Origin of the sequence: Streptosporangium sp. NPDC049644, assembly GCF_040675205.1 — a bacterium.
GTDB classification, from domain to species: Bacteria; Actinomycetota; Actinomycetes; order Streptosporangiales; family Streptosporangiaceae; genus Streptosporangium; species Streptosporangium fukuiense.
The window spans coordinates 1-14,181 of record NZ_JBFAOJ010000081.1 but is presented as its reverse complement, the minus strand read 5'-3'; the positions used below and the strand labels follow the sequence as shown (position 1 = coordinate 14,181).

Sequence of the window (14,181 nt, the reverse complement as noted above, 5' to 3'; positions counted from 1 at the left end):
CCCGGTGGATCATGACGTACCCGCCGCCGCTGCCCGTCGCAAAAGTGACCTGTGCCCCTGTTCGGGGGGAACTTTGTCCGTCCCATCGGCCCTCGACGCGTCGAGTGGGCTTCACGTGATCGGCGGGAAGCGGGAGTATTGGCGGCGTGAACCGCACAGCTGTACGTCTGGGAGTGTTCCTGCTGGCCGCCGTGGCGGTCGTGGCGGTGCTGATGGCACTGCTGCCACCGTCCTCGCCCGGCGGCCGTGACGGCGGGTCCTCGCGAACCCCCGCCGTCGCGGTGAAGAAGCTGGGCGGCCGCGACCACGAGCTCACCGTGACCTCCATCGCGCTCGGCCGCGAGGGCATGGTCCGGGTCCTGCTGCCCGAGGGCTGGACCCCGGACTCGGGTCCGTGGCCGGTGCTGTACCTGCTGAACGGCTGCTGCCAGTCCGACTACGACACCTGGGTCACCAGAGGGAAGGCCGCGAGCCTCACCTCCGGCTACCGGGCGATCGTGGTCGTCCCCGAGGGCGGCGCCGTCGGCTTCTACTCCGACTGGCGCGACGGCCCCGGCTGGGAGACCTTCCACCTCACCGAGGTACGGCGGATCCTGGAGCGCGACTACGGCGCCGGGGACCGGCGGGCGGTGGCGGGACTGTCCATGGGCGGGTTCGGGGCCATGTCGTACGCGGCCCGCCATCCCGGCATGTTCCAGGCGGCCGCCTCCTTCTCCGGGGTGCTGCACACCCGCGACGGCAACGGCGGCGTCGACTGGCTGCTCAACCGGAACGGTGAGGACTCCGCGAAGCTCTGGGGTCCCCCGCGAGACCCCGAGTGGGCCGCCCACAACCCTGCCGATCTCACCGGCGCGCTGCGTGGGGTACGGCTCTTCGTCTCCAGCGGCGACGGCTCCCCCGGCCCGCTGGACGGCGCCTCCGAGCAGCGCGACGAGGGCGAGGCCGCCCTGCTCGGCCAGGCCGTGACCTTCGCCGAACGGGCCAGGGCCAACGGCGTCGACGTGACCGTCGACTTCTACGGTCCCGGCACCCACAGCTGGCCCTACTGGAGCCGCGGCCTCGAACGCGCGCTCCCCATGCTGATGGGCTCCATCGGCGCCGCTCCCTGACGACCTGGCACACCTTCTCGGAGATGTGCCCACCCGGGCACCGGGGCGCCGAAAGTTAAGGCTGATGACTCTGGGCGTTCAGCTCAGGCACCCCTGGCCGGTCACCCCCGTGACTAGCGTTCGTCAAACACCCCAGTTCAGGGGCGTTTGTCGTATGTCACGAGGAGCCACCTTGCGAGTCCTGGCCGTTGTCCCCGCCCGCGGAGGTTCGGTGGGCGTTCCCCTGAAGAACCTGGCCCCGGTGGGCGGCAGTCCCCTGGTCGCCCGCGCGGTACGGGCCTGTGTGCGGGCCGAGCTGGTCGACGAGGTCGTGGTCAGCACCGACCACGCCGGTATCGCCGAGGTGGCCCGCGCCGCGGGCGCGACCGTGATCGACCGGCCGGAGGAGCTGAGCGGCGGGACCGCCTCCAGCGAGTCCGCGGTGCTGCACGCGCTCGACCACACCCCCGACGTCCCCGACGTGGTCATCCTGGTGCAGTGCACCAGCGCGTTCATCGACCCCGCCGATCTGGACGGTGCCATCGCCAAGGTCCTGGACGGCAGCGCCGACGTGGTGTTCTCCGGGCTGGAGACGCACGAGTTCCTGTGGAGCGTGAACGGCGCGGGCGTCAACCACGACCCCTCCCACCGGCCGCGCCGCCAGGACCGCGAACCGCAGTTCCGCGAGACCGGCGCCTTCTACGTGATGCGCGCCGAGGGTCTGCGCGAGCACGGCCACCGCTTCTTCGGCGCCGTCGCCGTGCAGCGGGTCTCCCCTCACCATGCCGTCGAGGTGGACACCCCCGAGGACCTGGAGATCGTACGGGCGCTGGCCCCGTTCGTGGACCGGCCCGAGCCGATCGACGTGGACGCGGTGATCACCGACTTCGACGGCGTGCACACCGACGACCGGGCCTACGTCGACCAGGACGGCCGCGAGATGGTCGCGGTCAGCCGCTCCGACGGCATGGGCATCTCACTGCTGCGCAGCTCCGGCGTCAAATTGATGATCATGTCCACCGAGCACAACCCGGTGGTCGCGGCCCGTGCCCGCAAGCTCGGCGTGCCCGTCCTGCAGGGCCTGACCGACAAGCGGACCGTGCTGCGCGACTGGCTGGCCATCGAGGGAATCGACCCGGCCCGCGTCGCCTACGTCGGCAACGACGTCAACGACCTGGGCCCGATGAGCGACGTCGGCTGGCCCGTCACCGTCCCCGACGCCCACCCGAAGGTCCGCGCCGCCGCCAGGACCGTGCTGACCAGGCCCGGCGGGGCCGGGGCCGTACGGGAGCTGTGCGACCGGGTCCTCGCGGCCCGTCCGGCGGACGAGAAGGTCACCGGAGGGACCCCGCCCCGCACCGAACTGAGGCTCGCCCCGGTCGCCAGGCCCGTCCAGATCGGCGACGCGCTGATCGGCGCCGGACAGCCGGTCTACGTGATCGGTGAGATCGGCATCAACCACAACGGCGACCTGGACATCGCGCGCCGGCTCATCGACGTGGCGGCCGAGGCGGGCTGTCAGGCCGTCAAGTTCCAGAAGCGCACACCGGAGATCTGCGTGCCGCTGGAGCAGCGCGACCAGATCCGGCAGACGCCGTGGGGCGAGATGACCTACATGGAGTACAAGCTCAGGACCGAGTTCGGCCTGGACGAGTACTCCCAGATCGCCGAGCACTGCCGGAAGCGGGGCCTGCACTGGTTCGCCTCGCCGTGGGACGTGCCGTCCGTTGACTTCCTGGAGTCCATGGACGTGGTCACCCACAAGGTCGCCTCGGCGAGCGTGACCGACCTGGAGCTGCTCCGCGCACTCGCCGCGACCGGCAAGCCGATCATCCTGTCCACCGGCATGTCCACACTGGAGGAGATCGACCGGGCGGTGGAGCTGCTCGGCACCTCCAAGCTGGTGCTGATGCACGCCACCTCCACCTACCCCCTTCCCCCCGAGGAGGCCAACCTCCGCACGATCACCACACTCCAGGAGCGGTACGGCGTGCCGGTCGGCTACTCGGGCCACGAGCGCGGCCTGCAGATCTCGCTCGCCGCGGTGACCCTGGGCGCGGTGACCGTGGAGCGGCACATCACGCTCGACCGCACCATGTGGGGCTCCGACCACGCCGCCTCGCTGGAGCCCGCCGGGCTTGAGCACCTGGTCCGTGACATCCGCATCATCGAGACCGCCCTGGGCGACGGCGTCAAGCGGGTCTTCCCGGGCGAGCAGGCGCCCAAGTCCCGCCTCCGCCGCGTTGGTGTGTAAATGGCGACGCTGTGTTGACTGCGACGCTGCGCGTCGCGGTTCGGCCACCTACCTATTGCGACGCTAACGCGTCGCGGTTCGGCCGCTGGGATCCGGCTCCTTCCCTCGTCGACCGGGGCCGCTCGTACCTCACAAGTTGCCGGCGACGCTGCGCGTCGCGGTTCGGCCGCTCAAACCCGGCTCCTTCCCTCGTCGACCGGGGCCGCTCGTACCTCGCAACCCCGCTCTCCTCGGTCCAGTCCCCGGCGCGGCCTCACGGCCCGCTCTCCTCGGTCCAGTCCCCGGCGCGGCCTCACGGGGAGTCCCCAAGGGAGGAGCTTGGGGCACGCCCCCAGAGGGCTCCTTGGTCCGGTCACCGGCGCATCCTCACGGGTCGTCCCCCAGAGGACGAGGTGGGGGGTGACATGGGCCTCTTGGTTCGTTCATCTGAGTCGAGGATGGGAGGGCGAAGTTGATCAAGTTGTCGGTGGTGGTTCCGGTGCGGGACGCGGAGAGCTACGTCGGGGACGCCTTGGCGTCGCTGGCCAGGAACGCGCGGCGGGACTTCGAGTTCATCGTGGTGGACGACGGGTCGGTGGACGCCACCGGGCAGATCGTCGAGGACTTCTGCCGTGATCTGCCCGGTCTGGTGGTGGTCCGCAACGACGCGCCGGTCGGACTGGCCGACGCGCGTAACCTCGGGATCTCCCTGGCCTCCGGCCGCTACCTGACGTTCATGGACGGCGACGACTGGCTCGCGCCCGGATATCTCGGGGACCTGGTCGGCGCGATCGAGCGGCTGGACTGCGACTTCGTCCGGGTCGACCACGTACAGGTGGAGGGCCGCAAGCGGACGATCCACCGGGCCCCGCTCGCCACCCGCGAGGTGGTGCTGAAGCCGCGCGACCATATCCTGCCCGATCACGCCAAGACCATGGTGGACTACCCCTACGCCTGGGCCGGGATCTACCGCCGGGATCTCGGCGACCTGCTGACCTTCCCGGGGCACCTGCACACCGCCGAGGACAGGCCGTGGATCTGGCGGCTGCACCGCGACGCGGATTCGTTCGCGGTGGTGTCACTGGCCGGGCTGTTCTACCGGCGGATGGTGGCGGGCTCGCTGACGCGGACCGGCGACGCCAGGCAACTGCACTTCTTCGACGCCTTCGACCTGGTCTTCGCGGACCTGGAGGAGGAGTTCGTGCCCAAGGCGGTGCGCACCTTCCGCGCGTTGCTGGCCCACCACCTGGAGCTGGGCGAGCGCCTCTCCCCCGAGCTTCGAGCCCGCTTCGAGGAGCGCGGTGCCACGGCGCTGAGGCGGTTCCCCGCCGACCTGCTCGCCGGGACCGCCCTGGACCCCGAACGCGATCAGATCCTGTTCGATCTCCTGGAGCGCCGATGACGCAGCTGTTCTACGCCTCGACCCTGTTCGGCGCGATGACGCTGGCGGCGGCGATCGACGACGGCCGTTTCGGTCCCCGCAGGGGGCGCCGGATCCTGCTGGTCTCCAACAACGCGGCCATCCCGGAGATCACCCCGGCTCTGGACGAGACCCCGGGCTTCGCCACGCTGCGCCCGCGCTTCGACGAGATCCACTCGTGGAACGAGATCGTGGCCCCGCTGCATCCGGCGGACTGGAGGGCACGCGTCGTCGAGGTGCCGATGCTGGGCCGCCTGCTCCGCTCGCACCTGTCCCTGGGGGCCGGGCCCGCCGAGCTGGTTCTGGAATCCGTCGTGGTCCCCCCTGCCAGGACGCTGGCCGGGCTGGTCAGGGACTGCCCGATCTCGGTCTACTCCGACGGTCTGATGAGCTACGGCCCGACCCGTGACCCGCTGCCGCAGGAGATCCACGGGCGGATCACCCGCCTGCTCCATCTCGACCTGGTGCCCGGTCTCCGGCCGCTGCTGCTCTCCGAGTACGGGGTGCCCGCCGAACCTCTTCCCGACCGGGCCTTCCTCGACGTGGTCGGCCATCGGGTCGATGACCCGCCCTCGGGCCAGGCGATGATCCTCGGCCAGTACCTGTCCGCCCTCGGCATCCTCACCTCCGAGGAGGAGGCGCAGCTCCACGCCGACATGCTGCGCGGCCTCGTCGCCCGGGGGTTTTCGCGCGTGCTGTTCAAGCCGCACCCGGCCGCCGGGCGGCGGCACGCCCGGCGGCTGCGCGAGACGGCCGCCGAACTGGGCGTCGAGCTGGACGTGGTGGCGGAGACCGTCCCTGCGGAGTCGTGCTTCGCCACCCGCGGGCCCGAGCTCGTGGTCGGCTGCTTCTCCACCGCTCTGATCACCGCCGGACGGTACTTCGGGCTTCCGGTGGCGACGGTGGGCGGCGAGCTGATCCTGGAGCGGCTCGCCCCGTACGAGAACAGCAACCGGATCCCGGCGACCATCACCGACGCCCTGCTGCCCCGCCTGTCGACGGACGGTTCGCTGTGGGAACCCCCGCCGGTGGACCTCTCCGCCCTGGTGGGCGCGGTCGGCTACTGCATGCGGAGCGAGGCGTATCCGGGGCTGCGCGAGCAGGCCGCGGCCTACCTCCGGACCTGCGGCCCCGACCGCTACTTCAAGCACCGGCGGCTCGCCGCCCTGGAGCTGATCGCCGCCCCCGCCCCCGCCCCGGCCGCCGTCCCCCGGGAACGGAGCCCTCTCGGCAGGCTCCGCAGCCGCCTGTCGAGAACGTCCCCCTGAGCCGGAGGCACCGCGTCGGGGCACCGCGTCGAGGCACCTCGTCGGGGCGCCTCCGGACCACCGGCCCAGATCAGCTACGGCTCGCCCCTGTCTCCCCGTCGAACTCACCGTTGAGCTCGTCGTCGGTCATCGCCTCGATCTCCAGGTAGATCTCGGCGACCTGAGCGGTGCGGTCGTCATGGACCTGGGCGGCCAGCCGCGCCACCGTCGGGTGCCGCAGGACGTCGTGAACCGAGACCGCGTCGGTGTCCAGCGCGTCTCGTAGTCTGCCGACGATCACGGTGGCCAGCACCGAGTCGCCGCCGAGCAGGAAGTAGTCGTCGTCTCTGCCCACCTTCTCCAGCCCGAGCGCCCGAGCCCAGACGAGGGCGACCACCCGTTCCAGCGCGGTGACCGGCTCGGCCTGCCCGGGGGCCTGCGCCCGGGCGGTGACCAGAGCGGTCAGCGCACGGCGGTCCACCTTGCCGTTGCCGGTCAGCGGCAGCGCGTCGACGACGACCACCCGGTCCGGGATCATGTGCGCGGGCAGCCGTTCGGCCGCGTGCGCTGTGATCTCCTCCTCGGTGAGACCGCCGGCCGCGGCCACGACGGCGTGCAGCCGCGGTGCGCCGGTCCTGAGGACCAGGGCGGTGGCCTGGCGCACGGCGGGGTGGGCGCCCAGAGCCGCCTCGACCTCGCCGAGCTCGATCCGGAAACCGCGGATCTTCACCTGGTGGTCGGCGCGGCCGAGGAACTCGATCGTGCCGTCCTGCCAGTACCTGGCCCGGTCACCGGTGCGATACCAGCGCACACCGCCCAGGGAGACGAACCGGTCGGCGGTGCGCTCGGGGTCGCCGCGGTAGCCGTTCGCCACGCCCGCGCCACCGATCCACAGCTCCCCGGGCACCCAGTCGGGGCAGTCCCGGCCTTGGGCGTCGACCACCCGGCAGCGCACGTTCCGCAGCGGCGTGCCGTAGGGGACGCTGGTCCAGCCGACGGGGACGCGGCCTGCGGTGACCTCCTGGAAGGTGGAGTGAATCGCGGTCTCGGTGGTGCCGCCCAGACCGGCGAAGCGGCAGCCGGGCACCTGGGCGGCGAGCCGGGCCGGCAAGTCGACGCCGACCCAGTCGCCGCCGAGCAGGACCGCACGCGGGCTCGGGCCGAGCGGGTCGCGTTCGGCGGCCGTCAGCAGCATGTCGAGCAGGCTCGGCACGCAGTTGAGCACGCTCACCTGGTGCGCGCGTATCTCCCGCACCCAGGAGGCGGCGTCACGGCGCGCCTCCTCCCCGATGGTGACCACGGCGCCACCGGTGGACAGCGGCGCGAAGATGTCGAAGACCGACAGGTCGAAGTCGAGCGCCGACAGCGCGAGCGTCCGGTCGGCCGGGCCGAGAGCGAACCTGTCGGCGAGATCGGCGACGGTGTTGGCCGCGGCCAGGTGGGAGACCTCCACACCCTTCGGCTCGCCGGTCGATCCCGAGGTGAACAGCACGTAGGCGATCGCCTCGGGTGCGGTCGCGGCCGGCTCGGCCAGCGGCTCCGGCCAGCTCACCGCGTCCCGGTAGGGCAGGCTCTGGCCGAGTACCACGGCGGCCCCGGCCCGGACGGTGATCCGTTCGGCTCTGGCCTGCGGCTGCTCGACGCCGATCGGCACGTAGTGGCCCCCGGCGGCGAGCACGCCGAGGACGGCCACCACCTGTTCGGGGCCCTTGGGCAGGCGGATCGCGACCGGGTCGCCGTCGCGTACGCCGTGCGCGCGGAGCGCCCCCGCCACCCGCAGGGCCTGTTCCGCCAGCTCGCCGTAGCCGACCGGCCCTCCGGGGCCGAGCAGGGCGGGCGCCTGCGGGGTGCGGGCGGCCTGGTCGAAGAAGAGCCGGTGCAGCGGGAGGGTGGGCAGGGGGCCGTCGGTGTCGTTGGTCTCGGCCCGGACCTTCAGGGCGGCGGCGGGCAGCAGCGGCCCGACGGGCTCGTCCCAGGCTTCGGGGTCGCCGATCCTGGCCAGCAGCGTGCGGAAGGCGGCGAACATGTCCTCGGGCAGATTGTCGGGAAACGCCCCGGCGCGTACGTCCCAGTTGGCGAGCAGCCCGCCGTGGAACTCGGTGATCTGCGCGTCGAGCAGCACCTGTGGCCCTTGGGAGACGATCCACACCGACTCGCCCAGGCAGGATTCGACCTCGGGGCCGAACAACTCACCCAGGTCCAGGGCGCTGGTGAACACCACGGAGGCCAGTACCGGCGCGCCCTGCTCGCGGGCCAGGTCGCGCAGGACGTCCAGCCCCGGGTAGGAGGAGTGCGCCGCGGCCTCGTGCATGCGTTCCTGGACCTGGGCGGCTCGCTGCGCGAAGGTGCGCCGCTCGGTCAGGTCCACCTCCAGCATGATCGAGCTGGTGAAGTCACCGACCAGGTTGTCCACATCCGGGTGCAGCGGACGGCGGTCGAACAGCGGCACGTTGAGCAGGAACCGCGGTTCACCGCTCCAGGCCCCGACGACCTCGGCGAACACGGTCGCCACGGCGACCGCGGGGGTGAGGCCGCGGGCGCGCGCCAAGGTGGTGAGCCGGTCGCGCTCGGCCGGAGAGAGCCAGTGGTGCAGCCGGGTGACCCGGTCGGGCTCCGCGGAGTCGGCGCGCAGGGGCAGGGCCGGCGCGCCGGGCAGGTTCGGCACCCGCTCGCGCCACCAGGTGACGTCGCGCTCGGCTGGGCGCTGGGCGCCGCGGACCGCCTGGTAGCCGGCGAAGGTGCAGCCGATCTCGGGAAGCCGCGCGGCGGGGTCCCGGTACAGGGCGACCAGGTCGGACAGCAGCACCCGGTAGCTGCGGGCGTCGGCGGCGAGCATGTCGACGTCCACGTGTACCCGGGTGCCGCCGCCGGGCAGCAGGGTGATCCTGATGTCGAACATGCGCCCGGCGGCCACGTCGAGGAGCTGGTGGGAGAGCTGGTCGCGCAGTTCCGCCAGGCGGCGTTCGGCTTCCTGCGGAGGGGCCTCGCGCAGGTCGAGAACCTCCAGCTCCTCCCCTCGGCTCCATGCTTCGATCACCTGCCGGCCGTCGTCGGTGATGCGGGCGCGCAGCATCGGGTGCCGGTCGGCCAGCGCGGCGACCGCGGCACCGAGCCTGGCCGGGTCGACGCCGTGGCCGTCGAACTCGGTGTAGAGGTGGGCGGCGACCGCGCCGAGGTCGGCCGATCCGCCCCGGCCGACCCAGTAGGCGTGCTGCATAGAGGCCAGCGGGAACGGATCGCTCCCGTCCACGAGCACCGGGGCCGGTCCGGATTCGGGCTCGGGGCCGGAGCCGGGCGAGGGAGCGATCAGACGTGCCCATTCGGCCAGGGTGGGGGTGCGGGCCAGGTCGCCGAAGCCGACGGTCAAGCCGGCTTGCCGGCAGCGGTTGGCGATCTGCATGAATCGGATCGAGTCCAGTCCGAAGGCGATCAGATCCTCGTGGTCGCCTGGCGGGGTGGTACCTGGACCGAGCAACTCGGTGGCCATCTGCCGGAGATCGTCGATCGTCAGCATGAAGTGAGGTGTCCTTTGCTTGCTCGATGGCGTGGACGGGCCGGGGTACGGTCGCGCTCCGCGAGGAGGCCGAGGCGGCGAAGGCCGCCGAGAGGACGGCGTCGGCGGTCGTGGCTCCACAGGCGGGGCGGAGAAGGCCCGCGCCGACGGCCGCTTCCCCCGAGGGGACCTCCGCCGCTCCGCCGGGGGGAGAGGGAAGGACGCTGGGACATCTGGAGACCTCCGGCGACCACAGGGCAGATTATTATTCGGATAGGCTAACCTAAATAAAGTTTGGTTAGCCTGACCTAACTTAATCTCGCAGACCCGTGCCGCACAATCGGGCGGCGCGAATTCCCGCCGGAAACCCTGCCCCCGTCGGCACGGCGAGGCCGGCGAACCGCCGTCTCGCGGGCCGTACCCGCCGCACGGCCGCTACCGGGCCGCCGGGCAGCACGCCACCGCCCTCACCTCCGACGGCCACCGCCGCTCCGGCGACCCGGCCTCGGAGACCGAACAGCACCGAGCACTTCCGCGGCGGCCGCACGACCACGGTCATCACCACGGTCGTCATCGCGGCCACACCGCCCTCAACGGCCGACCACCCGCCGGCCGCGCACCTGACCTCTCCGGGCCGTACGGTTAGCCCAGCGCCCTCAGGTAGCGGCGCATCCGGCGCTTGGCGCGGTAGCCGGCGCGCAGCACGTTCGGCGGGACCTCCACGCGCATCCGGGCGCGACGGCGGGCGGCGGCGTACTCGGGGCCGTCGAGCAGGGACCTGGCAGGGACGAGGCGCCCCGAGCGTGCCTGCCCGACCAGGGAGACCATCCGCGAGACCCAGTCGCTCTCGTCACCGGGATGGAAGTAGTTGTCCCTGCACCAGGCGGCGTCCGGCTCCAGGAAGCGCCCCGCGGAAAGATCGTCGAGGGTGCCGAGCAGGCCGCTGCCCTCGAAGACCAGGTTGATCATCTCGGCGCCCACCCCGAAGTCCGACAGCACCAGCAGGGGCACCTGCTGGGCGATCGCCTCCAGCGCGGCGGTCGAGCTGACGGTGACGAACCCGGCCGCGTGAGCCAGGTGCTCGTGCATGGGCCCCACCGCGAAACGCACGCTCCCGACGCGCACCCTGCCCTCCGCCACGAGCGACTGCCACAGGCGCTGGTAGTGGTGGCGCTCGTTGTGGGTCTGCCGCTCGCCGTCCAGGGCACGGAGCTTGACGACGACGTCCAGATCCGGCCGCCGCCCGGCCAGCTCGGCCAGGGCGAGCAGGACGCTCTCGCGCTCCTGCCTCCGCCTGGGCACCTTGGCCTGGGTGGCGAACACCACCCGGTCCCGCGGCCCGATGCGGGCGACCTCCTCCTGACCTCGCAGAAACGGCAGCCGGGCCAGCCCCACCTGGCCGCCCCCGCCCAGCTCGCGGCCCATCGCCGAGAACTCCTCGACCTCCCGCCCGCTGTGCAGCACGAACAGCTCGCATCCGCTGCGGAACAGCCAGGCCTTCTCGGTGGCGGGGACGGAGATGCCCGGCAGGCCCGAGACGAACACCGGCCGCGGCCGCAACCCGGCCAGCACCTCGCCGACCAGCACGTCCACCACGGGCCCCGTGCAGGCGGCGAGCACCACGTCGGGCCCGAACCGCTCGGCGGCCCGGCGCAGCGCGCGGGCCGAGAGCACGGGCGGATCCGCCGCCGAGCCCGCGACCGCGGCACTGATCTGCCCCGGGGACGGGGTGATGGGGGTGCGGATGACCGCCAGCTCCCTCGTGCATCCCGAGGGCAGGTCCCGCAGCAGGCAGGCCGCCCACTTCAGGTAGGAGTCAGAGTCGGCCACGGCCAGGACCTTCAACGAGAACCTCCAACGGGAATCCCCCGCTTCATATCCGATTTCACATGGGCGGACCCGGCACGGCTCGCGTCCCTGGGCGGCACGCCGCCGGCCTCCGGCCGCGGGGTCACGAGTTCACGAGGTCATGCCCCGGTGGCTCCCGTGTCGTGATGGGCGAACATCGACAGGTGGGAGCGGAGCGAGGGGGCCGCCTCCCCCGTCCACCACTCGTCCGGGACGTCCACCGTCTCGACCGGGACGCCCCTGGCCGAGAGCAGGACCCGCAGGGAGGTGACCGCGGTGGACGGCAGGCTCAGTACCCGCTGCCCGGCGGCCAGCCCCCGCAGGGTCATCTCGGCGGGGACCCCGCCGCCGTAGACGGTGATGCCGGGCTGCTCCCCGACCCTGACGAGATCGTGGGGGTCCTCCCTGCGGTGCGGGAAGTAGGCCACCGGCCCGGCCGAGCCGAGAGCGGCCAGCCAGCCGAGGTAGTGGTCGCGGTGGATCAGGCCGTTGCGGACCAGCGAGGTGCCGAGGACGACCGTGAGCTCCTTGGGACGGGGCACGCGCAGCGGCTGCGACCGCAGCCAGGCGAAGTCGTGGGTGACCAGCTCGGCCCCTCTCGCCCGTACGGCCTTCGCCAGGTCCGCCGGAACGGGCAGCGCCGTGAAGATCGACAGCCGCCCCGAGCGGGCCGCGGCGCGCAACCTGAGCCCGGCCGCCGCGCCGAGGGCGGTTCTGAGCCGTCCCGCCTTCCCCCGGGCCCTCAGCAGGGGCGTACCCACGTGGCCGACGAGCAGTTCCAGAAGCCTGATGGTGGCCAGCCCGTCGTCGACGATCACGATGCGACCGGGACGCCCGGTGAGCCAGCGGAACTGGACCTTGCCGGAGAAGGCGTCGCCCACCACCCAGGTCACGCCCCGGCGCGGCCTGGGCATGTCCGGCCGCGCGGCGGTGAGCTCCAGGCCCGGCGGCAGGGTGAGACGCCCGAGCTCGCGCCCGGTGGCGGCCAGCGGACGGAGGCTCGCCCTGGGCACGAGGTGGCTGCGGGCACCGAGCAGCCCCGCGTGGTGGGCCTCCACGGCGCAGAGCATCTGCAGCGGGGATTCCACCCAGGCGATGGCCGAACCCTGATCCCGCGCGTGGTCTCGACCGTCCTCCACGCCGGGTGATGACCCGTTCACGACTGACCCAAGCTAACCCGGTGGCCTTAAGCGCCGGGGAACCACGGGTGAACAGCCGCCCACGCGTGCTCGCGCGGCCTTTCCGAACCTCAGGGCATCAAGGCGCCGGCTTGCCACCGGATCGGGGGGTCGTCATCGGAAGCCCGTCGAGGACACGGCCGGCTCCCGATCCGGCGGGGAGCTGAGGCTCACCCTCCCGCCGGTGGGCCGCCGGGCCTCGTTCGGGCTTTTGGGGTAGAGGGACGCACTCGCTCCATACTTTTTACCATCGAATATTTGTTCTAAGTAATTGGAGTCGAACGCTCTCGCCGGCGAGCCTCTCGGATCACGACATATCATCCCAGGTCAGGCGATCCAGCAGCGGGTACCACTCGCCCGGATCGCCGAGGGAACAGGGGATTCCACCCGCGGCGAGATCGCGACCCCAGCCGCGGCGGCCGGCCGGAGGACGGGCGTGACCCACCCCCTCCCCAGGCCAAGCGACCCCCCGTCCTACCCCCTCGATCTGGACGTACTACCAAGTCAGGGCAATGTGTCCTACTTGTAATCGTCTGTCCGAGTGACGTACGTTCGTCCTGTTCGTGGCAAATGTCTGGGTCTGTATAGGTCTAAGCATTGCCGTCACATTGCCCGACCGTGTTCCACCTGGGCGGAGCCCCTCCGCCCGCGGTGAGCACGGCCGCCGAATCCGCGAAGTCTGCGGAACCGGGGAACCACGTTCCTGGGGTGAATCAGCGCGTTCTCGCGCCGTAGGGCACTTCCCAGCCCGAACCCGTCAGCTAACCCGGTAGGCGGTATGGAAGCGAAGCAAGGAGTCGACCCCGGTATGACCAAGCACCGCCTCACCCCCACCCTCAGCGCCCCCCGCGTGGCGAGCGCCCTCCTGGGCGCCTGCGTCGTCCTGGCGACCGGCTCCGTGGGCTCCGCCGCCCTGGCCGACAGCCGTCCCGCCCTGAACACGCCGCCCGCCGACGCGAAGGTCTCCGAGGTCTCGCAGAACAGGCCCGCGAGCACCCCGCTCGAGATCGCGGCCGAGAGGCTGCCCAAGATCTCCGCCGCACAGGTCCTGGACCTCGCCGCCAAGCAGATCGGCGTCCGCGAGAACTCCCAGGGCGGCGGGACCAAGTTCCACTCGTGGTACATGTCCTCCCCGCGCGCCAAGGAGACCGTCGCCCGTGACGGCGGCAGCATCCAGGGCTACGCCAACGCCCCCTGGTGCGCGATGTTCGTCTCCTGGGTCGGCGAGATGGCCGGCATCCGGCCCACGATGGGCTGGGACGCCTACACCGTCACCCACGCCAAGTGGTTCAAGAACAACCAGCACTGGGGCACCACCCCCACCCCCGGCGCCGTCGTCTACTTCGACTGGGCCGGCGGCAAGGACCTCGACGGCATCGACCACGTCGGCTTCGTGAAGAAGGACAACGGAGACGGCACGATCACCACGATCGAGGGTAACACCGGCAACGGCAACGTCGAGCAGCGCGTCCGGCCCACCTCGCAGGTCGTGGGTTACGGCTACCCGGTCTACGCCGACTGATCCATCCCCTCGTCCGCGCCGCCCCCCCGGCGACGCGGCCACTCCGCACCGCCTGGACCTGCCCGATCCAGGCGGTGCGCGCTGTCCGGCGACCACCGGACGGCTCGAACGCCGTCAGGGGCGCCGCTCGGTCGAGCGGCGCCCCGGACGGC

The 14,181-nt window shown here is 72.1% G+C and carries 8 protein-coding genes and 1 riboswitch; of the genes, 5 read left to right on the top strand and 3 right to left on the bottom strand.

Annotated features, from left to right (window positions below; genetic code table 11):
• Nucleotides 1–146 precede the first annotated feature (146 nt).
• The 4 genes from AB0J58_RS33145 to AB0J58_RS33130 all read left to right on the top strand — a co-directional run bounded on the left by AB0J58_RS33145 (nt 147) and on the right by AB0J58_RS33130 (nt 6,009).
• Nucleotides 147–1,109 carry an alpha/beta hydrolase family protein gene (locus AB0J58_RS33145; protein WP_364223390.1) on the top strand — a complete coding sequence of 321 codons (963 nt, stop codon included), beginning with the start codon at nt 147–149 and terminating at the stop codon, nt 1,107–1,109.
• A 64-nt stretch (nt 1,110–1,173) separates the two neighbouring features.
• Nucleotides 1,174–3,342 (top strand): N-acetylneuraminate synthase family protein, encoded by a 2,169-nt coding sequence (locus AB0J58_RS33140; RefSeq protein WP_364223388.1) that lies wholly within the window; start codon nt 1,174–1,176, stop codon nt 3,340–3,342.
• Between the two features lie 451 nt (nt 3,343–3,793).
• Nucleotides 3,794–4,723, top strand: a complete 930-nt coding sequence (locus AB0J58_RS33135) for a glycosyltransferase family 2 protein (RefSeq protein WP_364223386.1) — start codon at nt 3,794–3,796, stop codon at nt 4,721–4,723.
• Nucleotides 4,720–6,009, top strand: coding sequence for a polysialyltransferase family glycosyltransferase (locus AB0J58_RS33130; protein ID WP_364223384.1), 1,290 nt, complete (start codon nt 4,720–4,722; stop codon nt 6,007–6,009). The genes AB0J58_RS33135 and AB0J58_RS33130 overlap by 4 nt, the downstream gene beginning before the upstream one ends.
• Nucleotides 6,010–6,079: 70 nt before the next feature.
• On the opposite strand, the gene AB0J58_RS33125 is transcribed toward AB0J58_RS33130, so the two are convergent.
• The 3 genes from AB0J58_RS33125 to AB0J58_RS33115 all read right to left on the bottom strand — a co-directional run bounded on the left by AB0J58_RS33125 (nt 6,080) and on the right by AB0J58_RS33115 (nt 12,489).
• The gene (locus tag AB0J58_RS33125; protein WP_364223383.1) at nt 6,080–9,502 is read right to left on the bottom strand and encodes an amino acid adenylation domain-containing protein; all 3,423 of its coding nucleotides are present in this window, start codon (nt 9,500–9,502) and stop codon (nt 6,080–6,082) included.
• Nucleotides 9,503–10,123: 621 nt separating this feature from the next.
• Complete coding sequence (locus AB0J58_RS33120; RefSeq protein ID WP_364223381.1) at nt 10,124–11,311, bottom strand: DUF6716 putative glycosyltransferase; 1,188 nt, start codon at nt 11,309–11,311, stop codon at nt 10,124–10,126.
• Between the two features lie 137 nt (nt 11,312–11,448).
• A complete protein-coding gene (locus AB0J58_RS33115) occupies nt 11,449–12,489 on the bottom strand; it encodes a hypothetical protein (protein WP_343966073.1) in 1,041 nt (346 codons plus the stop codon).
• Nucleotides 12,490–13,159: 670 nt separating this feature from the next.
• Nucleotides 13,160–13,298: riboswitch (cyclic di-AMP (ydaO/yuaA leader) on the top strand.
• Between the two features lie 17 nt (nt 13,299–13,315).
• On the opposite strand from AB0J58_RS33115, the gene AB0J58_RS33110 reads away from it, so the two are divergent.
• Nucleotides 13,316–14,029, top strand: coding sequence for a CHAP domain-containing protein (locus tag AB0J58_RS33110; RefSeq protein WP_364223379.1), 714 nt, complete (start codon nt 13,316–13,318; stop codon nt 14,027–14,029).
• Nucleotides 14,030–14,181 lie beyond the last annotated feature (152 nt).

Bases quoted from the DNA above. Each gene is read 5' to 3' on its own strand.
- AB0J58_RS33140 (WP_364223388.1), top strand. From the start codon at position 1,174: ATGACTCTGGGCGTTCAGCTCAGGCACCCCTGGCCGGTCACCCCCGTG.
- AB0J58_RS33130 (WP_364223384.1), top strand. From the start codon at position 4,720: ATGACGCAGCTGTTCTACGCCTCGACCCTGTTCGGCGCGATGACGCTG.
- AB0J58_RS33125 (WP_364223383.1), bottom strand. From the start codon at position 9,502: ATGCTGACGATCGACGATCTCCGGCAGATGGCCACCGAGTTGCTCGGT.
- AB0J58_RS33110 (WP_364223379.1), top strand. From the start codon at position 13,316: ATGACCAAGCACCGCCTCACCCCCACCCTCAGCGCCCCCCGCGTGGCG.